This window comes from Micromonospora sp. IBHARD004 (assembly GCF_052814115.1).
Window position 1 is genome coordinate 4,257,606 of record NZ_CP199934.1, and the last position, 21,825, is coordinate 4,279,430.

Consider the following 21,825-nt stretch of genomic DNA (forward strand, 5'->3'; position numbering starts at 1 on the left):
GCAGCCGGTGCAGCGCGTCCACCAGCGGCGCCGCCCGCCCGCGCCGCCGCCCCCGCCGACCTGGTCGACGCCGCGGCCTGACCCGGCCGACTGCGGGCTGCGGGCAACGCCGACTGCCGTACGGCGCGGGGTTATGCTCGGCCGGAGACCGGCGGTGGGGCCCGCCGTCCCGGGTCAGGCCGGGAGAACCGCGACACGCTCGCCAACGGTCCCTGCCAGTGATGCCCGTCCTGGTGGGGAGGCACCGTGACACCACCACCCGAATTCCGCGTCGACCCCGACGTCGACCTGCACGTACCCGCCGACCGGGCGGAGCTGGCCGCCCACCCCGCGGCGGTGCTCGGCGCCATCGCCGCCGGCGGCGTGCTCGGCGCGCTGGCCCGGGCGGGCATCCAGTCCGCCTTCCCGCACTCCCCCACCGGCTTCCCGTGGGCCACCTTCGGCATCAACCTGGCCGGCTGCCTGCTGATCGGCGTGCTGATGGCGGTGATCGGGGCGCGCCCGGTGCACCCGCTGGTCCGGCCGCTCCTCGGCGTCGGGGTGCTCGGCGGCTTCACCACCTTCTCCACGTACGCGGTCGACGCGCAGCGGGCGGTGACCGCCGGCGCGGCCGGCACCGCGCTGGCGTACCTCGCGGCGACGCTGGTCGGCGCGCTGCTCGCCGTCTGGATCGGGGACGCGGCGGCGGCCCGGCTGCTGGCGCGGCGGGCGGCGCGGTGACCGTCCTGCTGATCGCGCTCGGGGCGGCGCTCGGCGCGCCGCTGCGCTACCTGACCGACCGCGCCGTGCAGGCCCGGCACGACTCGCCGTTCCCGTGGGGGACGCTCACCGTCAACGTGGCCGGGTCGCTGCTGCTCGGCGCGGTGGCCGCGGTGCCGGCCGCGCCGGCGGTGACCGCGCTGATCGGCACCGGCTTCTGCGGCGCGCTGACCACCTGGTCCACCCTCAGCTACGAGACGCTGCGGCTGACCCGGGAGGGCGCCCGCTTCCACGCCGTGGCCAACGCGCTGGCCAGCGTGGTCGCCGGGCTGGGCGCGGCCGCACTCGGCTACGCCCTCGCCCACGCGCTGACCGGCTGAGCCACCGCCCACGCGGCCGAGTCCCGCTCGCCACCACTACCGGGGCGGCTCCTGACCCCGCGACGCCGGCCGGCGGGCCGGGGCGCGCAGCGCCACCACCGGTCCGAGCACGACGACCGCCGGGGGCCGTACCCCCTCCCGGACGGTCAGCGCGCCGACCTCGTCGAGCCGGCCCGGCAGCGCCCGCTGCCCGGGGTGGCCGGCGTCCTGCACCACCAGCGCCGGTGACCCCGGGTCGCGGCCGTGCTCGATCAGCACCGCCGCGATCTTCGCGATGGTGTCCACCGCCATCAGCAGCACCACCGTCCCCCGCGCCCGGGCCAGCGCCGGCCAGTCCACCAGCGAGTCCGGGTGACCGGGCGGCAGGTGGCCGGAGACCACGGTGACGTCGTGCGCGACCCCGCGGTGGGTGACGGGCACCCCGGCGAGCGCCGGCGCGGCGACCGCGCTGCTCACCCCCGGCACCAGCACGGTCTCCACGCCGGCCGCCGCACAGGCCTGCACCTCCTCGTGGCCGCGGCCGAAGACGTACGGGTCGCCGCCCTTGAGCCGGACCACCCGCCAGCCGGCGCGGGCGTGCGCGACCAGCGCGTCGTTGATGGTGTCCTGCCCCACCGACGGGCCCCGCGGCACCTTCGCGGCGTCCACCACCAGCACCTCCGGGCGCAGCCCGGCGAGCAGGCCGGCCGGGGCGAGCCGGTCGGCCACCACCACGTCCGCGGCGTCCAGCAACGCCCTCCCCCGTACCGTGATCAGGTCGTCGGGGCCGGGCCCGCCGCCGACGATGGCGACCTGGCCCGGGCGCAGGCCCGGGTCGTGGCCGTGACGGTGATGGTGGTGGTGGTCGTGACCGCCGGCCGGGTCGTCGGGGTGGTGGTGCGGGGTCTGCGGCCGGCCCACCTTGTCGGCGAACCCGGGCAGCGCCACCCGGTACGCGCAGGTGTCGCAGTTCATCCGGATGTCCCCGCGCAGCGCCTCGGCGTGCCGCTCGAGGACCAGGTCGGCCAGGGCGTCGCAGTCGCCGATCAGGTCGGCCACCCGCACGTCCAGCTCCGGGTGCTCGGCGGCGTACGCGTCGGACTGCGCCACGATCCGGTCCGGCAGCACCCCGGCGAAGAGGAAGTACGGGGCGACCACGATCCGCCGGGCGCCGAGCCGGCGCAGCCGCTCCAGCACGGCCGGTACGGACGGCTCGGCGAGGGAGATGAACCCGGGCTCGACGCCGGCGTAGCCGCGCCCCTCCCAGAGCAGCCGGGCCACCTTGGCGACCTCGGCGTTGGCGTCCGGGTCGGTGGAGCCGCGCCCGATCAGCGCGATCCAGATACCGGCCCGGTCGGCGCCGTCGAGGACGGCGTCGATCCGCCCGGCGAGGATCTCGTGCAGCAGCGGGTGCGGCCCGAGCGGCCGGCCGTAGGCGTAGCGCAGCCCGGGGTGGCGCTGCCTCTCCCGGGCCAGCGCGGCGGGGATGTCGCCCTTGCCGTGCCCGGCGGCGGCGAGCACCAGCGGCAGCGCCACCAGGTTCCGGTGCCCCCGGCCGGCCAGCGCGCCGACCGCGTCGGTCAGCGGCGGCCGGGACAGCTCGATGAAGCCGCCCTCGACGTCGTCGACGACGCCCCGGCGACGGATCCGCTCCACCAGGGCGGCGAACTGCGTCACGCCGGGCGCGCTGCGGGTGCCGTGCCCGACGATCAGCAGCGGGGTGCGGTCCGGGGTCATGACGTCTCCTCCAGGTAGAGCAGGGCGTTGAGGGCGGCGGCGGCCACCGCGGACCCGCCCTTCTCGCCCACGTTGGAGACCGCGGGCAGGCCGCTGGCCCGCAGCGCGGCCTTGGACTCGGCGGCGCCGACGAAGCCGACCGGCAGCCCGACCACCAGCGCGGGCGCCGCGTCGCGGGCGATCAGCTCGACCAGGGCGGTCGGCGCGCAGCCGACCACCCAGACCGCCCCGGGCCCGACCCGCTCGTACGCGATCCGGACCGCCGCGGCCGAGCGGGTCAGCCCGGTCTCGCGGGCCAGTACGGCGGCGGCCGGGTCGGCGACCGGGCAGACGACGTCCCGCCGGGTGATGCCGGCGGCGACCATCCAGACGTCGGTGACGACGGGCGCGCCGGCCCGCAGCGCGGCCCGCCCGCCGGCCAGGGCGGTCTCGTCGCAGACCAGGTCGGTGACGTAGTCGAGGTCGGCGCTGGCGTGCACCACCCGCTCGGTGACCGCCCGGGTCAGCGGCGGCAGGTGGGACAGGTCGACCCGGGACCGCAGGATCCGGTAGGACTCCCGCTCGATCGGGTGCACGACGCGGCTCATTGGCTTGCCTGCCCGTAGCGGCGGTCGAAGCCGCGCAGCCGCCACACCGCGACCGCGCCGCCCCAGGCGAGCACGAAGAGCGCCACCACGGCGTAGCCGAGCTGCTCGAAGTGGTCGGCGATCGAGGCGTACCCGGCGAGGGCGGTGACGCCGAAGCGGTCGGTGAGCAGCGCGGCCAGATAGACGCTGGCGACCAAGCCGCCGACCAGCACGGTCATCCCGGTGGTGGCCAGGTTGTACCAGAGCCGCCGGGCCGGCTGCCGGTGCGCCCACGAGTAGGCGCGGCTCATCAGCAGGGAGTCCGCGGTGTCCATGGCGGACATCCCGGCGGCGAAGAGCAGCGGCAGGGTGAGCAGGGCCAGCACGGGCAGGCCACCGGCCGCGGCGGTGCTGGCGGAGAGCGCCAGCAGGGTCACCTCGCTGGCCGTCTCCAGGCCGAGGCCGAAGAGGAACCCGATCGGGGCCATGTGCCACGAGGAGCGGACCAGCGTCCGGGCGCGGGCGCCGAGCACCCGGTGCAGCAGCCCCCGGTTGAGCAGCAGCAGGTCCAGCTCCGCCTCGTCCAGGGCCCCGGCCCGCAGCCGCCGCCAGAGCCGGGCCAGCCCGGTCAGCACCACCGCGTTGAGCACGGCGACCAGCGCCAGGAACAGCGTGGCGGCGACCACGGCGACGGTGGCGCCGACCTCGCGGATCCGGACCATCCCGGTGCCCGTGAAGCGGGCCGAGGCGAGGCCGATCACCAGGGCGAGCAGCAGCACCACCGCGCTGTGCCCGAGGGCGAAGAAGAAGCCGACGCCGACCGGCCGCCGGCCGCGCAGCAGCATCAGCCGGGTGGTGTCGTCGATCGCGGCGATGTGGTCGGCGTCGAAGGCGTGCCGCACCCCCAGCAGGTACGCGAGGGTGCCGGCGCCGGCCAGCCCGCCGGCCGCCACGGGCTGGTCGTTCCAGTACAGGTAGAGGCTGACGCCGACGACGTGCAGCATGGCGACGGCACAGACGATGCCGCCGAGGCGTACCTGCTCGGCTCGGCTCCAGCGGCCGGTGGGCGGGGCGACGGTGGTCGGGGTGGCGGTCATCGTTCTCCTCGGGTCTCGGGGTTGACGCGGATCGCGTCCACGGGGCAGATCTCCAGGCACTCCAGGCAGCCGGTGCACCGGTCGACGCGGACGGCCAGGCCGCCGGGGACCGGGCGCAGCGCGTGCTCGGGGCAGGTCAACAGGCAGGCGCCGCAGCCCTGGCAGGCGTCGACGATCACCGGCGCGGCCCACCGGGCGCCGACGGGCGGGGGCGCGGCCGGCGCCCGGCGGGCGGTCACGGGCGCCACCGGTAGCCGCGCGGCGTGACCATCCGGCCGCCGACGATCCGGGTCTGCGAGCTGCCGACGACGACCACGCTGTACATGTCGACCAGCGCCGGGTCGAGGGTGGCCAGGGTGGCCAGGTGCACCCGCTCGCCGGGCCGGCTGGCGTTGCGCACCACGCCGACCGGGGTGTGCAGCGGCCGGTGCGCGGCGAAGGTCTCCAGGGCGGCGCCGAGCTGCCAGTCCCGGGCCCGGCTGCGCGGGTTGTACAGCAGCGCCACGAAGTCGCCCTCGGCGGCGGCGGCGACCCGGCGCGCGATCACCGCCCAGGGGGTGTGCAGGTCGGAGAGGCTCAGGTAGGCGTGGTCGTGACCGAGCGGCGCGCCCAGCAGCGCGGACGCGGCGAGGGCGGCGGTCACCCCCGGCACGCCGACCACGTCGATCCGCTCGTCGGCGTGGTCGAGGGCGGGGCTGGCCATCGCGTACACCCCCGCGTCGCCGGAGCCGATCAGCGCGACGGCGTGCCCCGCCGTGGCCTCGGCGACGGCGGCCCGGGCGCGCTCCTCCTCCGCGCCGAGCCCGCTGGCCAGTACCCGGGTGCCGGGCCGGAGCAGGTCGCGGACCTGCTCGACGTACTGGTCGAGGCCGACGACCACGGCGGCCCGGCGCAGCTCGGCCACCGCGCGCGGGGTGCGCAGGTCGGCCGCACCGGGGCCGAGGCCGACGATCGCCAGCCGGCCGCGCGGGGCGTGCCGGACGACCGCCACGGTGGCCATCGCCGACGCGGTCTTCGGCACCAGCAGCACGCCGCCGCCGTGCAGCGCGGCGGCCTCCGCGACGCTGGGGGTGCCGACCGCGGCCCGGACCACCTCGCTGGGGTGCGGCACGTCGACCGCCGCCAGCTCCGCGACCGGCCAGGTCTCCAGGGGTACGCCGAGCGCGTCGGCGGTCGCCACGATGCCCGCCTCGTCGGCCTTCAGGTCGACGCTGGCCAGGCAGCGCAGACTCGCCGGGCTCAGGCCGGCGTCGGCGAGCGCCCGGCGCAGCAGGTCGGTCACCTCGGCGGCGGTGACGCCCCGGCTGGAACCGATGCCGGCGACCAGCGACGGCGGCCGCAGCACGGCGGTACGGCCGTCCAACGACACGATCCGGTCGGTGACCAGCAGCCGGGGGGCGTGCTCCGGCGCGTCCGCGGTGACGTTCTCCGGCAGGGCGGGCAGGGGCCGGGTGGCGTCGGCGACCAGCCGGACCGGATCACCGTCGAGGATCGCCCGGGTCACCGCGGCCACCGCCCCCTCGACCGGCCAGCCGAGGGTGTCCAGCCCGGGCAGCCCGGCGGCGTCGGTGGCGGTGGTGACCACCGGCCGGGCGTCGAGCAGCGCGCCGACCTCGGCGGCGAGGGCGTTCGCGCCGCCGGCGTGCCCGCCCAGCAGGGCGACGGCGTGCCGGGCCGCCTCGTCGACCACGACCACGGCCGGGTCGGTGTGCTTGTCGCCGAGCAGCGGCGCGAGGACGCGGACCACCGCCCCGGTGGCCAGGAAGGCCACCACCGCGTCACAGCCGGTCCAGGCGGTGCGGAGCGCGTCGGCGACGGTCGCCCCGTCGACCGGACGGGCGTGCGGCCAGGCCGCGGCGAGGGTGTTGGCGTGCCGCCGGCCGGCAGCGGTGGCCGCGACGAGGCCGATCCGCGTCGGGCGGGGCTGCCCCGCCGGGCGGTCGATGGTGTGGACGGACGTCACGGGCGCTCTCCGGTGAGGACGACGACGGGGTTGGTGGCGGCGAGCCGGATCGACCCGCCGGGCAGGTCGGCGAGGCGGGCGGCGGCGAGTTGGCTGCCCTCGACCGTGTAGCCGGCGGCGCGGAGCAGGTGCACGGCCGGCGCGACCCGGTCCAGCGCGGCGAGGGTCACCACCACCCGCTCGGGGCGGCGGGCCGCGACCGCGGCGAGCACGTCGGTGCCGCCCCCGCCGACGAAGACGGCGTCCGGGTCGGGCAGCCCGGCCAGGGCGGCCGGGGCGCTGCCGGTCACCACCCGGACGTCGACGCCGTGCCGCGCCGCGTTGGCCCGGACCGGCGCGGCCGGGTCGCGTTCGACGGCGACGACGGCCGCCCCGAGCAGGGCGCACTCGATACCGACCGAGCCGCTGCCGGCCCCCACGTCCCAGACCAGCCGGCCGAGGCGGGGCCGCAGCCGGGCCACCGCGAACGCGCGCACCTCGGCCTTGGTGATCATCGAGTCGCGGTGCGCGTACGCGGACTCGGGCAGCGCCCAGCCGCCGGCCGGCGCGGCGGCGGGCTGGTCGTCCGCGCGCATCGCCCCGAGGGCGGGCCCGCCGACTCCCCGGACGCCGGATGCGCCGGCGCCGATTGCGCCGGATGGCGGCCCGGCCGTCGCGTCGCCGGCCGGCGGAGCGGCGAGGCTGAGCAGCACGTGCGGGTCGGCCCAGGTCCGCCCGGCGGCCTCCGCCGGGGTGGTCCAGGTGACCCGCTCGTCGGGCGTGCCCAGGTGCTCGGCCACCAGCAGGCGGCGGGCCCAGCCGACCAGGCCCGCCCCGAGCTCGGCCGCCCCCGCCCCGGGCGCGGTGAGCACCGCGACGGCGGGCAGCGCGCGGCAGGCGTTGAGCGCCGCCCGCGGGTCCCGCCCGTGCGCGGTGACCACCGCCGCGCCGTCCCAGGGCAGCTCGGCCCGGGCGAATGCGGCGGCGACGCTGGAGACCGCGGGCAGCACCCGCAGCGGCAGGCCGGCCGCCCGCAGCCGCCGGACGATGCCGAAGAACCCGGGGTCGCCGCTGGCCAGCACGACGGCCGGGGTGCCGGCGGCGACGGCGGCGTGGAGTCGGTCCAGGGCGGGGCCGAGCGGGCCGAGGGCGACGGTGGCGCAGCCGGACGGCACCGGTACGGCGGCGAGGTGCCGGGCCGCCCCGACCACCAGCCCCGCGCCGGCCAGCGCCTCGGCGAGCCCCGGGTGCGCCGGGCGCCCGGCGGCGTCCGTCCCCACCACGGTCACCAGCGCCCCGGCGGCGGGCACCTGTCCGGTGAGCGATATACCGCTGAGGCATAAATATGACTGGGAGTCATATCGGTCGCGGGTGGACTGCCGGCGGCCGTCGTCACCGGGAGTGACCGGGTCGCCGGCCGCCGGCGGCGGGGTGGTCATGCGGTCCACCGGCCCGAGGAGGCGACGATCCGGGAGCCGGCGAAGTCCACCATGGCCACGTCGACCTCGACGGCGTGTTCGGCGAAGCGGAGCAGCACCTGGCGGACCCGACGGCAGAGCAGGTCCCCGGCGGGGCCGAGCACGCCGGCGGCCTCCCACAGCTCGTACGCGTGCCGGCCGGTGTTCGCCGCGGTGACCGCTCCGGCCAGCTCGTCGTCGCCGCCGGCCTCGGCGGTCACCGCGCCGAGCAGGGACAGGTCCACCTTCGACCGGGTGTAGTGGGTCATCAGGATGCCGGCGGCCAGCTTGGCGAGCTTGCCCGCCATGCCGACGAAGACCACCCCGGTGATGCCGTCGCCGACGGCGGCGGTGACGGCCGCGCCGGTGAAGTCGCCGACCTCGACGAAGCAGACCTCGGGCAGCTCGGGCAGGAGCGCCCGGGCGGCCCGCTCGGTACGCCCACCGGTGCAGAGCACCACGGTCCGCTCCCCCTGGGCGGCCATCACGTGCACCGCCTGCACCACGCTGGCCCGCCAGGAGGCGGTGGAGAACGGGCGGACGATCCCGGTGGTGCCGAGGATCGAGATGCCGCCGAGGATGCCAAGCCGCCGGTTGGTGGTCTTCCGGGCCATGATCTCGCCGCGCGGCACACTGATCACCACCCGCACGCCCACCTCGGTCAGGTCGACCACCTCGGCCACGGCCTGCCCGATCATCCGGCGCGGGGTCTCGTTGATGGCCGGCCCGCCGACCTCCAGGCCCAGCCCCGGCTTGGTGACGGTGCCGACGCCGGGGCCGCCGTCCAGGCGCAGCCCGGGTCTGTCCCGCCAGTCCACGGTGGCGGTCAGCTCCGCGCCGTGGGTGACATCCGGGTCGTCGCCGGCGTCCTTGACCACCACCGCCTCGGCCCGCCGCCGCGGCTCCACCTCGCAGCGGGCCACCGCGAAGCTGACCCGCCGGCCGGCGGGCAGGCCGATCTCCACCCGCCGCTGCGGCACCCCGGTGACCAGGGCGGTCACCGCCGCCTTGGCCGCGGCGGTGGCGCAGGCGCCGGTGGTCCAGCCGGTACGCAGCGCGGTGGGCCGGACCTTCGCGGTGCGCGGCAGGTCCGGCTCGCGCAGCGGCGGCTCGGCGTACGTCATCGGGGTTGCCCGTCCCCGGCGGCGTCGGCGCCGGTCGCGGCCGGGTCGGCAGCGGCGCGGGCGCGGCGCAGGTCGGCGCGGGCGGCGGGCTCGGCCCGGCGGAAGGTGTGGAAGTGCCCGGGGTGGTAGAGGTGCGAGCGGGTGCCGCCGGCGGCGAGGGCCGGGCCGACCAGGAAGAGGGTGTGCTTCCAGAGCTTGTGCTCGCGGACGGTGGCCGCCAGCTCGCCGAGCTGGCAGCGGACCACCAGCTCGTCGGGCCAGGTCGCCTGGTAGGCGACCACGACCGGGGTGTCGGGCGGGTAGCCGCCGGCGAGCAGCTCGGCCTGGGCCTGCCCGGAGCGGGCGGCGGAGAGGAAGAGCGCCATGGTGGTGCCGTGCCGGGCGAACTCGCGGACCCGCTCCCCCGGCGGCATCGGCGTTTTCCCGCCTTCGAGGCGGGTGAGGATCACCGACTGGGCCACCTCGGGGATGGTCAGCTCCCGGCCGACGATCGCGGCCACGGCGGTGAACGAGGAGACCCCGGGCACGATCTCCACGGCCAGGCCGAGGGCCCGGCAGAGGTCGAGCTGCTCCTGCACCGCGCCCCACAGCGCCGGGTCGCCGGAGTGGATCCGGGCCACGGTCAGCCCGTCTTCGGCGGCCCGCCGGTAGAGCGGCAGCACCCCCTCGATGGGGAGCTGGGAGGAGTCGACGATCTCGGCGTCCGGGCGGGCGTGGGCGAGCACGTCGGCGTGGACCAGGCTGGCCGCCCAGACCACCACGTCGGCCTCGGCGATCACCCGGGCGGCGCGCAGGGTGAGCAGGTCGGCGGCGCCGGGGCCGGCCCCGACGAACCACACCTTTCCGGTGGCGGTCACAGTTTTCCTCCCCGGCGGTCCCGGCGGGCCGGGGCCAGCAGCGTCGACAGGTACGGCAGGTCGTCGACGTCGTCGTCGACCGGCCCGATCCGCTCGTCGGGCAGGCCGAGCGCCCGGCCGAGCACGGCGTCGCCGAGCCGGTCCTGCCGGCGCAGCTCGTCAAGCAGCTCGGGGTGGCGGCGCCAGCCCTTGTAGACGACGACGGTGCCGGGGCCGGCGAGGGCGTCGGCGACCGGCGCGAGCCCGGCGGTGGCCGGCAGCAGGGTCAGCGGCTCCCGGCCCTCGCAGAGCGGGACGCCGCTGCGGGCGGCCAGCTCCTGCATGGCGGTGACGCCGGGCACGGTGCGGACCTCGACCGCCCGGCGCAGCGCGCGCACGCCGTGGGCGAGGTAGCCGAAGGTGGAGTAGACGTTCGGGTCGCCGATGGTGGCGAAGGCGGCCGACGGGGCGCCGGCGTCGATCGCGGCCACCACCGCGCGGGCGGCGTCGTTCCAGGCCCGCTCGCGGCGGGCCGTCACGCCGCCCCGGTCGTCGAGGGCGAACGGCAGCCGGCGCAGCCGGTCCGCGGCCACGTGCGCGGCCACGGTGGCCTCGGCGCGGCCCGGGGGCGCGTCATCCTCGGCGGCCGGCCGGTCCATGACGGGTACGAACACCACGTCCGCCTCGCGCAGCACCCGGACCGCCCGGAGGGTGAGCAGTTCCGGGTCACCCGGCCCGACCCCGACGCCGGTGAGCACGCCGGCGCTCGGCCGGTCCCCGTCGCGGGCGCTCACCGGCTCGCCGCCTCGACCAGGCGGCGGGCGGCGTGCGGGTGGCCGGCCCAGTGGGTGTGCAGGTACGAGGCGTGCACCCGGCCGGTGACGAAGCCGTGCGCGGCGCCGTCCCAGCGCCAGGCGGGCCGGTCGCCGTGCCCGGGGTCGGTGACGGTGCGGTGGAACTCGTGTCCGCGTACCGGGTCGCCGGACCGGTGCGCCGGGGAGTCGCTGGCGGCGACGGCGTCACGGTAGCCGAGGGTGAGCCGGCCGGTCATCCGGGCGGTGTGGTCGAGCCGCCCGCACATCGGCACCCCGTCGAGGGCCCTGCCGAGGTAGAGCAGGCCGGCGCACTCGGCGACGACCGGGCCGTCGAAGCCGGCAAGCTCGGCGCGGAGCCCGACGTTGGCGGCGAGCGCATCGGCGTGCACCTCGGGGAAGCCGCCGCCGACGACGACGGCCCGGGTGCCGGCGGGCAGGGCCGGGTCGCGCAGCGGGTCGACGGTCACCACGTCCGCGCCGGCCGCGGTGAGCAGCTCGCTGGTCTCCGCGTACGAGAAGGTGAAGGCCGCACCGCCGGCGACCGCGACGACCGGGCGGGCGGCGCCGGCGGCGCCGCCGACGGCGACGGCCGGGTCCCAGGCCGGGACGGTCAGCGGCGGGGCGGTGCGGGCCAGTTCGAGCACCGCGTCGAGGTCCACGGTGGACTCGACCAGGTCGGCGAGTGCGGCGACGACGGCGAGCGACTCGGGGGCCCGTTCGGCGACCGGCACCAGCCCGAGGTGGCGGGAGGGGGCGGCCACCTCGGCGGCCCGGGTGACCGCCCCGAGCACCGGTACGCCCACCTCGGCGAGCGCGTCGCGGAGCAGGGTCTCGTGCCGGGGCGAGCCGACCCGGTTGAGGATGACCCCGCCGATCCGCACGGCGAGGTCGAAGGCGCGCATGCCGAGCACCAGCGCGGCGGCGGAGCGGCCCTGGGCGGTGGTGTCGAGGACCAGCAGCACCGGCGCCTCGACCAGCCGGGCGACGTGCGCGGTGGAGGCGTACGCGCCGCGACCGACCGCGCCGTCGTGCAGGCCCATCACCCCCTCCACCACGGCGATGTCGGCGGGGGTGGGGACGCTCGCGCCGTGCCGCAGCAGCGGCGCGATCCGTTCCGCGCCGACCAGCCACGGGTCGAGGTTGCGGCCGGGCCGGCCGGCGGCGAGCGCGTGGTAGCCGGGGTCGATGTAGTCGGGGCCGACCTTGTGCGGGCTGACGGTGAGGCCGCGGCGGCGCAGCGCGGCGAGCAGCCCGGTGGTGACGGTGGTCTTGCCGTGCCCGCTGGCCGGCGCCCCCACCACCAGCCGGGGCAACGCCCATGCCCCGGTCACCACTCGATCCCCTTCTGGCCCTTCTGGCCGGCGTCCATCGGGTGCTTGACCTTGGTCAGCTCGGCGACCAGGTCGGCGGCCTCGACCAGGCGCGGGTCGGCGTCCCGGCCGGTGATCACGACGTGCTGGAAGCCGGGGCGGGTACGCAGGGTCTCCACCACCTCGCCGACGTCCACCCAGCCCCACTTCATCGGGTAGGTGAACTCGTCGAGCACGTAGAGGCCGTAGCGCTGCGCGGTCAGGTCGCGCTGGATCTGCCGCCAGCCCTCCAGGGCGTCGGCGGCGTGGTCGGTCTCGCCGCCGCGCTGGATCCAGGACCAGCCCTCGCCCATCTTGTGCCAGGCCACCGGGGCGCCCTGGCCGGTGCGCTGGTGCACCTCGCCGAGGGCGCGGAAGGCGTTCTCCTCGCCCACCCGCCACTTGGCGCTCTTGACGAACTGGAACACCCCGATCGGCAGCCCGGCCGTCCAGGCGCGCAGGGCCAGCCCGAACGCGGCGGTCGACTTCCCCTTCATCTGTCCGGTGTGGACGATGGTCAGCGGTCGGTGGCGCCGCTGCCGGGTGGTCAACCCGTCGGCGGGTACGACGGACGGCTTTCCCTGCGGCATCAGGCAACGCTCCTGTCGGGTCGGTTCCCCGCGATCTTGCGGTTTGTGCCCCTGATATCGGCGGTTTCGTCCGTTCCGCCGGGGCTCGAAGTGCAAGATCACCGAGGGCTGGTGAGGGTCGAGAGGGTCAAGCCGTCGAGAGGGTGGTGGGGGGCGGCTAGTTGGGTGGCGAGGCGGCGGGCGAGGTGGAGGCGGACGGGGCCGTACTCGCAGTCGACGACCACGCAGGGGGCGCCGGTGGCGGCGAGCGCGGCCGCCGCGTGGGCGGCGCGGTCGAGCGGGCGCGGGCCGGCGGTGGCCCGGCCGTCGGTGACGACGAGGACGAGGGGGCGGCGCGTCGGGTCGCGGAGCCGCTCCACTCGCAGCAGGTCGGTGGCCGCGAGCAGGCCCTCCGCGAGGGGGGTACGCCCGCCGGTGGGCAGTTCGGCCAGCCGGGTCGAGGCGGACAGCACCGAGGAGGTGGCGGGCAGCAGGGTCCGCGCGCCCGCGCCCCGGAAGGCGATCACCGCCACCTTGTCCCGGCGCTGGTAGGCGTCGGTGAGCAGGGCGAGCACCGCGTCCTTGACGGCGGTCATCCGCTGCCGCGCGCCCATCGAGCCGCTGGCGTCGACCACGAAGAGGACGAGATTCCCCTCCCGCCCCTCCCGGACGGCCTCGCGCAGGTCGTGCGGGCGCAGCCGGAGCGGCCCGGCCGCCCGGCCCCGGGCGGCCTGGTGCGGGGCGGCGGCGCGCAGGGTCGCCGACAGGTGCAGCGCGCCGGGCCGCCCGAGGGGCACCCGCGCGCCGGTGGTCCGGCCCCGCCCGGTCCGGGCCCGTGACCGCCGGCCGGGCACGCCGTCGCCGACCCCGGGGGCGGTGAGCAGGAGGGCCTTCAGGCCCCCTCGGGGTACGGCCACCTGCTGCACCCCCGTGCCGGCCCGGTCCCCGGTCGGGTCGCCTTGGGCGTCGCCGCGCCGCCCGCGGCTGCCCCGCCGGCCGTCGGGTCCATCGTCGCGACCCCCGAAGGATCGGTCACCGAGCCGGTCCGGCCAGCTGTCGTCGCCGTACGCCGCCCCGTCTCCGCGGGCGGGTGACCGGACATCGTCGCCGTCCCCCCGTTCTCCGTCGGCCTGCGCGGCGGCGTCGGCGCGGTCCACGGCGTCGTCCGTGCCGGCGGGTGCCGGCGGGCGCTGGTCCCGGGACGGTCCGTGCCGGTCGGTCCCGCCGTGGCCCGCGGAACCGTGCCCCTCGTCGGCACCCGCCAGGTCGCCACCGTCGACGCCTTCGCCCGGCCCGCCGCTGGCACCGCCGCCTCCGGGTCCGCCGCTGGCACCGCCGCCTCCGGGTCCGCCGGCCGGGCCGGGCTCGTCGGGACCGCCGTCGCGGCCAGGGTCGCCGTCCGGCGGGTCGTCGTCGGGGTGCTCGTCCCGGGCCCGTCGCAACACCTCGTCGAGGCGCTTCTCGTCCAGGCCGGGGGTGTCGAAGGGGTCGCGCCGGCGGCGGTGCGGCAGGGCGAGGCGGGCGGCGACCCGGACGTCGTCGGCGGTCACCCGCTCCCGACCCTGCCAGGCGGCGTGCGCGACGGCGGTCCGGGCGGTGACGATGTCGGCGCGCATGCCGTCGACGTCGAACGCGGCGCAGACCTCGGCGATCTGCCGCAGCGCGGCGTCGGGGAGCCGCACCCGGTCCAGCCGGTCCCGGGCGGCGACGACCCGGCGGGCCACCTCCGCGTCGGCCCCGGCCCAGCCGGCGGCGAAGCCGACCGGGTCGGCGTCGGCGGCGAGCCGGCGGCGGACCACCTCGACCCGGACGGCGGGGTCGCGGCTCGCGGCCACCTCGACGGTGAGCCCGAACCGGTCGAGCAGCTGCGGGCGCAGCTCCCCCTCTTCCGGGTTCATCGTGCCGACCAGCAGGAACCGGGCGGCGTGGCTGACCGAGACGCCCTCCCGCTCGACGTGGCAGCGCCCCATCGCGGCGGCGTCGAGGAGCAGGTCGACCAGGTGGTCGTGGAGCAGGTTCACCTCGTCGACGTAGAGCACGCCGCGGTGGGCGGCGGCGAGCAGGCCGGGCTCGAAGGCGCGTACCCCCTCGGCGAGGGCCCGCTCCAGGTCGAGCGCGCCGACCACCCGGTCCTCGGCGGCGCCGACCGGCAGTTCGACCAGCCGGGCCGGGCGGCGTTCGGCGTGGCCGCCGGCCGGGTGCGGGCCGTCGGGGCAGGCCGGGTCGGGCGCGGCCGGGTCGCAGCCGAAGCGGCAGCCGGCCACCCGGTCGACCGGGGGCAGCAGGGCCGCGAGGGCCCGGACGGCGGTCGACTTGGCGGTGCCCTTCTCGCCGCGGACCAGCACCCCGCCGATGGCCGGGTTGACCGCGTTGAGCAGCAGGGCGAGCCGCATCTCGTCCATGCCGAGCACCGCGCTGAACGGGTAGCCGGTCACCGTCGCTCCTCCAGGTCGCCCTCGCTGGCCAGGTACGTCTCGCGGAGCCGGTCGAGGACGGCCGGATCGGGTTCGGCCCACATGCCCCGCTCGGCGGCCTCCAGCAGGCGTTCGGTGATCCCGCGCAGCGCCCACGGGTTGGACCGCTCCAGGAACTCCCGGGTGTCGGGGTCGAAGAGGTACGCCTCGGCGAGCCGCGCGTACATCCAGTCGTCGACGACGCCGGCGGTGGCGTCGTAGCCGAAGAGGTAGTCCACGGTGGCGGCCAGCTCGAACGCGCCCTTGTAGCCGTGCCGGCGCATCGCGGCGATCCACTTCGGATTCACCACCCGGGCCCGGAACACCCGCCGGGTCTCCTCGCCGAGGGTGCGGGTCCGCACGTCGTGCGGCATCGCCGAGTCCCCCACGTACGCGGCCGGCGCGACGCCGGTGAGGTGGCGGACGGTCGCCACCATCCCGCCGTGGTACTGGAAGTAGTCGTCGGAGTCGACGATGTCGTGCTCGCGGGTGTCCTGGTTCTTGACGGCGACGGCGATCCGGGCGAAGGAGCGGGCCATGTCGGCGCGCGCCTCCCGCCCGTCCAGCCCGCGGCCGTAGGCGTAGCCGCCCCAGACGGCGTACACCTCGGCCAGGTCGGCGTCGGTGCGCCAGTTCCGGGCGTCGATCAGCGGCAGCAGCCCCGCCCCGTACGCCCCGGGTTTGGAGCCGAAGATCCGGGCGGTGGCCCGCCGCTCGTCGCCGTGCTCGGCCAGGTCGGCGGCGACGTGCGCCCGGACGTAGTTGTCGCCGGCCGGCTCGTCGAGGGCGGCGACCCGCCGGACCGCGTCGTCGATCAGCGCGACGACGTGCGGGAAGGCGTCCCGGAAGAAGCCGGAGATGCGGACGGTCACGTCGACGCGGGGCCGGCCCAGCTCGGCCAGGGGCACCACCGCCACGCCGGTGACCCGGCGGGACCGGTCGTCCCAGGTGGGCCGGCAGCCCAGCAGCGCCAGGATCTCCGCGACGTCGTCGCCCTGGGTCCGCATGGCGCTGGTGCCCCAGACGGTCAGCCCGACCGAGCGGGGGTACGCCCCGGTGTCGGCGAGGTGCCGGGCGAGCAGCGATTCGGCGAGCGCCACCCCGACGTCCCAGGCGTTGCGCGACGGGATCGCCTTCGGGTCGACGGAGTAGAAGTTCCGGCCGGTGGGGAGCACGTTGACCAGGCCGCGGGTGGGCGAGCCGGACGGCCCGGGCGGGACGAAGCGGCCGTCGAGCGCGCCGAGCACCCGGTCGAGCTCGTCGGTGGTCCGGTCCAGCCGGGGCACCACCTCGCGGGCGGCGAAGCGCAGCACGTCGGCGGCGTCCGGGATCGGCCGCCCGGCGACCTCCCGGACGACGGCGTCGACCTTGCCGGCGTCCCAGCCGAGGGTCTCCATGCCGACGACCAGGCGGCGGGCCAGCGCCTCGATCAGGTCGACCGCGTCGGCGGCGGTGGCGGCGGGGCCGTCCACCACGTCGGTCAGCGCCTCGGGCAGGCTCACCCGGGCGCCGGGCGCGGCGAGCAGCTCCTGCTCGTCCAGGCCGACGCTCGCGGCGAGGGCCTGGCGCAGGCCGGGCAGGGCGCGGGCGCCGCCCCACACCTGCGGGGCGCGGAGCACCGCGAGGACCAGGTTGACCCGGGCCTCGCCGGTGGGCGCCTGGGCGAGCACGTGCAGCCCGTCGCGGATCTGCACGTCCTTGACCTCGCAGAGGTACCCGTCGAGGTGCAGCACGAAGTCGTCGAAGTCCGCGGCGTCCGGCATCTGCTCGGTGTGCAGGTCGTGGTGCAGCTCGGCGGCGCGGACCAGGTCCCAGATCTGCGCCTGCACCGTCGGGGCCTTGGCCGGGTCGAGGGCCTGCACGGTCGCGTACTCGTCGAGGAGCTGTTCGAGCCTGGCCAGCTCGCCGTACGTCTCGGCGCGCGCCATCGGCGGCACCAGGTGGTCGACGACGACGGCGTGGGCGCGGCGCTTGGCCTGGGTGCCCTCGCCGGGGTCGTTGACGATGAACGGGTAGACCAGCGGCAGGTCACCGAGGACGGCGTCGGGGGCGCACTCGGCGGCCAGCCCGAGCCCCTTGCCGGGCAGCCATTCCAGGGTGCCGTGCTTGCCGAGGTGCACCACGGCGTCCGCGCCGAAGCCGCCGTCGGCGGCCGGCGCGGCCAGCCACCGGTACGCGGCCAGGTAGTGGTGGCTGGGCGGCAGGTCGGGGTCGTGGTAGATGGCGATCGGGTTCTCCCCGAAGCCGCGCGGCGGCTGGATGAGCAGCACCACGTTGCCGAAGCGCAGCCCGGCGAGGACGACGTCCCCGCCGTCGGTGTAGAGCTGTCCGGGCGGCCCGCCCCAGTGCTCCCGCATCCGCTCGCGCAGCCCGGCCGGGGCCGCGTCGAACCAGCGCCGGTAGGTCTCCCCCGGCACCCGCGCCTCGGCGGCGGCGAGCTGCTCCGGGGTGAGCCACTCGACGTCGTGCCCGCCGGCCGCGATGAGCGCGTGGATCAGCGCGTCCCCGTCGTCGGGCACCGGCCCGTCGCCGAGGTGCCAGCCGGCGTCGGCGAGGGCGGCGAGCAGCCGTACCGCCGAGGCGGGGGTGTCCAGCCCGACGGCGTTGCCGACCCGGGAGTGTTTCGTCGGGTAGGAGCTGAGGACGACGGCGAGCCGCTTGTCGGCGTTCGGCACGTGCCGCAGCCGGGCCTGGCGCACCGCGATGCCGGCGACCCGGGCGGCCCGCTCCGGATCGGGTTCGTAGACCGAGAGCCCGCCGGCGTCGATCCGCTTGAACGAGAACGGCACGGTGATGATCCGCCCGTCGAACTCGGGGATGGCCACCTGCATCGCGGCGTCCAACGGGGAGAGTCCGGCGTCGCCGGCCGCCCACTGCTCCCGGGTGCTGGTCAGGCAGAGCGCCTGGATGACCGGTACGTCGAGGGCGGCGAGCGCGCCGACGTCCCAGGCGTCCTCGTCGCCCCCGCCGGAGGCGTCGGCGGCGACCGTCCCGCCGGCGGCGAGCACCGTCACGACGAGCGCGTCGCAGCGGGCGAAGAGCTCGAGGGGTCCGGCGCCGGGGGTGAGCCCGCGCAGCGAGCCGCAGAAGATCGGCAGCGGGCGCCCGCCGGCCGCCGCGACCGCGTCGGCCAGGGCCTCGACGAAGGCGGTGTTCCCGGCCAGGGCGTGCGCCCGGTAGAAGACGATCCCCACCGTCGGCCGCCCGTCCTCCGGCGGGCAGCCCCCGGCGTCGGTCGTGCCGGTCGCGACCCGGCCACGCTCGCCGGCCCGGTCGGGCATGCGGTCGCCGTCGCGGTCGGGGATGCCGTCGCCGTCGCGGTCGCGGTGCGGGGTGCGGGCGCGGTCGTGGGTGGGGTCGCCGAGGATGCCGTACGGCGGGGTGGGCGCGGGCGGGGCGAAGCCCTCGCCGGTGAGCAGGACCGTGTCGGACAGGAACCGGGCCAGCTGGGCGAGGTTGTCCGGGCCACCCTCGACCAGGTAGGCCAACGCGCCGGTGGCCACCCCGGCAGCCACGGTGGAGGCCGCCATCAGTTCGGCGTCGGGCAGCGTCTCGCCGCCGAGCACCACGGTCGGCACGCCGGAGGCGAGCACGGCGGCGAGCCCGTCCGGCCACGCCTGCCGGCCACCGAGCAGGCGTACGACGGCCAGGTCGGCGCCGTCGAGCAGCGCGGGCACGGCGTCGGCGGCGACCCGGGCGGGGTTGGCCAGCCGGTAGCCCGCGCCGCTGGCGCGGGCGGCCAGCAGGTCGGTGTCGGCGGTGGAGAGCAGCAGGATGCGCACGGACAGCTCCGGAGAGTGACACCCGAGGAGGCGGGTCGACCGCCGACGGGCAGGGGTGGGTGCGGGGTTCAGCCGCCGGTCGGCCGGCTCACCGGCGACGCGTGGGTACGCGGACGCGGCCGGCGGCGGACCGGGGCGGGACGGAACTCAGCGGAGAGCGGCGACGAGCCGGACGGGACCGGTGGCGGCGCGGCGCCGGATCACGCGGACGGTCGGGCGCACTGGAGCGCGACCGGAACGCGGTGCGGCGGGGTGGGCGGTCAATGGCGCGTCGGTGCGCGCCGGCCGAATGCGACGATCATCGTCGATGGCAGAGCAGCCGTGCATCGGGTCCTCCTCGGGTGTCCACGCCCTGGGGTCAACTCCCGACGGCCGAAGTATCCTGGCTCCCGGATCGACGCTCACCCCCGGCCTTCCAACCGCAGACACACGGCCGTGACTCACGAGGGGGGATCGCTCCCCGGTGACAGTGGCGGGACCGCGCCGGAATCACACCGGCTTCCTTCACTGCCGTCAGGCCGCGAATGCTGCCACACCCGCCCGCCGCCGGTCAACGGCCGCCTCGCCGGGACTGGCCCCGGCAGCAGCATCACCTGCGGTCGATGTGTTTGACCCGCGACCGACCCGGAGCAGAATGGCGGACGCCGATGCCCGGCGCACATTCTGCCGGTCCGCGCCGCGCCCTTCCACGCCATTCCCGCCGCACGGTTTCCCACTCCGGCGCCGGCCGCTCCGCCCCTGGCGGGAGGGCCCGGGCGGCTAGCAACGGGGGTCGACAGTGGACCTCGGCCGCGGCCCCGTGAGGAATTGCCGCCATCGACACCGTGACGCTCCGACATCTCGCCTGCCGGGTGTGGCTCCATCCCGGCGATCCCGACCCGGACAACGTCCGGCCCGGCGTGGCCGTCGTCGCCGGCGACGGCGGAAGTGTGATCGTCGACGCGGGGCAGAGCCCGGCGCACGCCCGGGAGATCCAGGCCGCGCTGCGCGCGGCCGACCTGCCCGCCGCGCGGTGGCTCGTCTACACCCACCACTACTGGGACCACGTCTGGGGCGCCTGCGCCTGGCCCGACGTCGAGATCGTCGGTCACGCCGCCGGCGTCGAGCCGCTGCGCGCCGAGGCGGGCGTAGGGGTGCGGCACGTCAGGGGTCGGCACGCCCCGGACTCGTCCGTCGTGCTGGTGCCCGACTCGGGCGTGCTGCTGCTCCGCGACTGCTGATACCCGCCGCCGGCGCACCTGCGGTCCCCGGCGGACGGTCCCGACCTGGCCATTCCGGCGGCCTGCTCGACGACGACTACGGCTGGTACGTCTCCAGCCACAGCGACCCGATGACCCTGGCGCAGGCCCGGGAGGCGCTGGCGGCCTGACCGGCCCACGGCCCCCGATCCGAGCCCGGACTGCCCTATCCTCAGGCGATGCGAGACCGCCGGGTCGTGCTGGTGTGGGCCGGGTTCGCGGTGACCGCGCTGGTGTCCACCGTGCTGGTGCTGCGGCGTCCGGACCGCCTCTCCGACCTGCACATCTACTACGGGGCGCTGACCCAGCTGCGGTCCGGGCGCCCGCTGTACGCGTACGTCGCGGAGAACGGCGGCCCGTTCACCTACCCGCCGTTCGCAGCGGTCGCGCTCTGGCCGGTCACCGCGGTCACCGAGTCCGTGGCACAGGTGATCTGGCTGCTGCTGACGGTCGCGGCGGTGGTCGCCATCGCCGTGCCGGTCGGTGGCGTGCTGGCGAGCGGGCGGTCCCGACGCCCGCTCGCCGTGGCGACGGTGGCCGCGGTGCTGATGCTCTCCGCGCCGGTGCAGAGCAACCTGCGCTTCGGGCAGGTCAGCATCTTCGTCGTGCTCCTGGCGCTCCTGGACGGCATGGGGGTCGCGCCGCCCCGGTTCCGCGGGATCCTGGTCGGGGTGGCCGCGGCGATCAAGCTGACCCCGTTGCTGTTCGTGGTGTACTTCCTCGCCAGCGGCCGGTACCGCGACGCCGGTCGCGCGGCGCTCACCTTCGTGGCGTGCGCGGGGATCGCCGCCGCCGTCCTGCCCGCGGAGAGCCGCAGCTACTGGACCGGCACCGTGTTCCAGACCTCCCGGATCGGCAACCTGGCCTCCCTGGGCAACCAGTCGCTGCACGGCATGTTGCTGCGGCTCGGCGTCGACGAGGCGTCCCTGCCGCTGGTCTGGGCCGCGCTGGTGGGCGCGATCTGCGCGGTGGCCTTGCTGCGCGCGCGGCAGCTCACCCGCCACGGCCGGCCCGGGCACGCCGCGGTGCTCGTCGGCTGCGCCACCGTGGCCGCGTCGCCGGTGTCCTGGACCCACCACCAGGTCTGGCCGGTTTTGGCCGCGATGCTGCTGATCGGCGCGTCCGGACCCGCCCGGAAGGTCGCCGGCGCGGCCCTGCTGGTGACCATGGTGCTGTCGCTGGGGGCGGTGCTGGGTCCGGTCTCGACGCGGCCCGGCGTGCAGTTCCTGTTCGAGAACGCCCGCGCGCTCGGCGTGTGCGCGCTCTGCCTGGCCGGCTTCGGCGGCATCGCGGTCGCGGCGTCCCGGCCGCACCGGCAGCCGACCGTCGGCCGGGCGTGGCTGCGGGTGGGCGTGGCCGCCACGGCGACGCTGGCGTTCTTCGCCGTGCAGCCGCTACCGGCCGGCGCCGACCCGACGTTCAAGGCCTACACCCTCGACGACGTGGTGAACCCGCGGTACTTCTTCGTCTGCCGCGGGCCCGCCGCCTGCGCCGCGTACGGCACCCGCCCGCCGGTCACCTTCGGCACGAGGACCGAGAAGACCAAGGTACGGGTCAACGGAATTGTCTCCCCGCAGGTGGCCCGCCTGGAGTACTACTCCGCTCCCGGCGGCGCGCCCCGGGTCATCCCCCTGCTCGCCCCCTATCCCGGGTCGCGCACCTTCTCGTTCCGGTCGGCCACGATGGCACACGGTCGGCTCGTCGCCTACGCGGCCGACGGCCGGCCGATCGCCACGTACGACGACGAGCTCGCCGCCGCGTTCCGCGCGCCGCAGTGACCGTCCCGGCGGACCCGCGGCAAC

General features: G+C 77.2%; 17 protein-coding genes and 1 riboswitch. Of the genes, 4 read left to right on the top strand and 13 right to left on the bottom strand.

The genetic code is table 11. The features are described 5' to 3' along the window. The first annotated feature begins 246 nt into the window (after positions 1-246). Both ACTWO6_RS20815 and crcB read left to right on the top strand, forming a co-directional pair. A complete protein-coding gene (locus ACTWO6_RS20815) occupies positions 247-720 on the top strand; it encodes a FluC/FEX family fluoride channel (RefSeq protein ID WP_446215492.1) in 474 nt (157 codons plus the stop codon). After that, positions 717-1,079 (top strand): fluoride efflux transporter CrcB, encoded by a 363-nt coding sequence (crcB, locus tag ACTWO6_RS20820; RefSeq protein ID WP_446215493.1) that lies wholly within the window; start codon positions 717-719, stop codon positions 1,077-1,079. The genes ACTWO6_RS20815 and crcB overlap by 4 nt, the downstream gene beginning before the upstream one ends. Before the next feature lie 36 nt (positions 1,080-1,115). On the opposite strand, the gene cobA is transcribed toward crcB, so the two are convergent. The 13 genes from cobA to cobN all read right to left on the bottom strand — a co-directional run bounded on the left by cobA (position 1,116) and on the right by cobN (position 18,785). Next, on the bottom strand, positions 1,116-2,795 hold the full coding sequence (gene cobA / locus ACTWO6_RS20825) for a uroporphyrinogen-III C-methyltransferase (protein ID WP_446215494.1): 1,680 nt from the start codon (positions 2,793-2,795) through the stop codon (positions 1,116-1,118). Then, the gene (locus ACTWO6_RS20830; RefSeq protein ID WP_446215495.1) at positions 2,792-3,382 is read right to left on the bottom strand and encodes a precorrin-8X methylmutase; all 591 of its coding nucleotides are present in this window, start codon (positions 3,380-3,382) and stop codon (positions 2,792-2,794) included. Before ACTWO6_RS20830 ends, cobA begins: the two co-directional genes overlap by 4 nt. Further along, positions 3,379-4,458 (bottom strand): HoxN/HupN/NixA family nickel/cobalt transporter, encoded by a 1,080-nt coding sequence (locus ACTWO6_RS20835; RefSeq protein ID WP_446215496.1) that lies wholly within the window; start codon positions 4,456-4,458, stop codon positions 3,379-3,381. The genes ACTWO6_RS20830 and ACTWO6_RS20835 overlap by 4 nt, the downstream gene beginning before the upstream one ends. Next, positions 4,455-4,697, bottom strand: a complete 243-nt coding sequence (locus ACTWO6_RS20840) for a DUF362 domain-containing protein (protein ID WP_446215497.1) — start codon at positions 4,695-4,697, stop codon at positions 4,455-4,457. The genes ACTWO6_RS20835 and ACTWO6_RS20840 overlap by 4 nt, the downstream gene beginning before the upstream one ends. Then, the gene (cobJ, locus tag ACTWO6_RS20845; RefSeq protein ID WP_446220713.1) at positions 4,694-6,403 is read right to left on the bottom strand and encodes a precorrin-3B C(17)-methyltransferase; all 1,710 of its coding nucleotides are present in this window, start codon (positions 6,401-6,403) and stop codon (positions 4,694-4,696) included. Before cobJ ends, ACTWO6_RS20840 begins: the two co-directional genes overlap by 4 nt. A gap of 14 nt (positions 6,404-6,417) precedes the next feature. Beyond that, on the bottom strand, positions 6,418-7,728 hold the full coding sequence (gene cbiE, locus ACTWO6_RS20850; protein ID WP_446220714.1) for a precorrin-6y C5,15-methyltransferase (decarboxylating) subunit CbiE: 1,311 nt from the start codon (positions 7,726-7,728) through the stop codon (positions 6,418-6,420). Between the two features lie 107 nt (positions 7,729-7,835). Then, a complete protein-coding gene (locus ACTWO6_RS20855) occupies positions 7,836-8,981 on the bottom strand; it encodes a cobalt-precorrin-5B (C(1))-methyltransferase (RefSeq protein ID WP_446215498.1) in 1,146 nt (381 codons plus the stop codon). Further along, a complete protein-coding gene (gene cobM / locus ACTWO6_RS20860) occupies positions 8,978-9,838 on the bottom strand; it encodes a precorrin-4 C(11)-methyltransferase (RefSeq protein WP_446215499.1) in 861 nt (286 codons plus the stop codon). Before cobM ends, ACTWO6_RS20855 begins: the two co-directional genes overlap by 4 nt. After that, positions 9,835-10,575: a precorrin-2 C(20)-methyltransferase gene (cobI, locus tag ACTWO6_RS20865; RefSeq protein ID WP_446220715.1), complete on the bottom strand. Its 741-nt coding sequence runs from the start codon at positions 10,573-10,575 to the stop codon at positions 9,835-9,837. Before cobI ends, cobM begins: the two co-directional genes overlap by 4 nt. Before the next feature lie 32 nt (positions 10,576-10,607). After that, complete coding sequence (locus ACTWO6_RS20870) at positions 10,608-11,966, bottom strand: cobyrinate a,c-diamide synthase (RefSeq protein ID WP_446215500.1); 1,359 nt, start codon at positions 11,964-11,966, stop codon at positions 10,608-10,610. Next, positions 11,960-12,571 (bottom strand): cob(I)yrinic acid a,c-diamide adenosyltransferase, encoded by a 612-nt coding sequence (gene cobO, locus ACTWO6_RS20875; protein ID WP_446215501.1) that lies wholly within the window; start codon positions 12,569-12,571, stop codon positions 11,960-11,962. The genes ACTWO6_RS20870 and cobO overlap by 7 nt, the downstream gene beginning before the upstream one ends. Positions 12,572-12,669: 98 nt before the next feature. Further along, positions 12,670-14,952 (bottom strand): VWA domain-containing protein, encoded by a 2,283-nt coding sequence (locus tag ACTWO6_RS20880; RefSeq protein ID WP_446220716.1) that lies wholly within the window; start codon positions 14,950-14,952, stop codon positions 12,670-12,672. Positions 14,953-14,981: 29 nt separating this feature from the next. Then, a complete protein-coding gene (cobN, locus tag ACTWO6_RS20885) occupies positions 14,982-18,785 on the bottom strand; it encodes a cobaltochelatase subunit CobN (RefSeq protein WP_446215502.1) in 3,804 nt (1,267 codons plus the stop codon). 353 nt (positions 18,786-19,138) lie between these two features. Beyond that, a riboswitch (cobalamin riboswitch) is annotated at positions 19,139-19,315 on the bottom strand. A 294-nt stretch (positions 19,316-19,609) separates the two neighbouring features. On the opposite strand from cobN, the gene ACTWO6_RS20890 reads away from it, so the two are divergent. Together ACTWO6_RS20890 and ACTWO6_RS20895 are read left to right on the top strand one after the other, a co-directional pair. After that, positions 19,610-20,005, top strand: a complete 396-nt coding sequence (locus ACTWO6_RS20890) for an MBL fold metallo-hydrolase (protein ID WP_446215503.1) — start codon at positions 19,610-19,612, stop codon at positions 20,003-20,005. A gap of 197 nt (positions 20,006-20,202) precedes the next feature. Continuing rightward, positions 20,203-21,801 (top strand): glycosyltransferase 87 family protein, encoded by a 1,599-nt coding sequence (locus ACTWO6_RS20895; RefSeq protein WP_446215504.1) that lies wholly within the window; start codon positions 20,203-20,205, stop codon positions 21,799-21,801. Positions 21,802-21,825 lie beyond the last annotated feature (24 nt).

Excerpts from the sequence above, each read along its gene's own strand:
- ACTWO6_RS20880 (WP_446220716.1), bottom strand. The coding sequence starts at position 14,952 with ATGGACGAGATGCGGCTCGCCCTGCTGCTCAACGCGGTCAACCCGGCC.
- ACTWO6_RS20895 (WP_446215504.1), top strand. The coding sequence starts at position 20,203 with ATGCGAGACCGCCGGGTCGTGCTGGTGTGGGCCGGGTTCGCGGTGACC.
- cobO (WP_446215501.1), bottom strand. The coding sequence starts at position 12,571 with ATGCCGCAGGGAAAGCCGTCCGTCGTACCCGCCGACGGGTTGACCACC.
- ACTWO6_RS20855 (WP_446215498.1), bottom strand. The coding sequence starts at position 8,981 with ATGACGTACGCCGAGCCGCCGCTGCGCGAGCCGGACCTGCCGCGCACC.
- cobA (WP_446215494.1), bottom strand. The coding sequence starts at position 2,795 with ATGACCCCGGACCGCACCCCGCTGCTGATCGTCGGGCACGGCACCCGC.
- ACTWO6_RS20835 (WP_446215496.1), bottom strand. The coding sequence starts at position 4,458 with ATGACCGCCACCCCGACCACCGTCGCCCCGCCCACCGGCCGCTGGAGC.
- ACTWO6_RS20830 (WP_446215495.1), bottom strand. The coding sequence starts at position 3,382 with ATGAGCCGCGTCGTGCACCCGATCGAGCGGGAGTCCTACCGGATCCTG.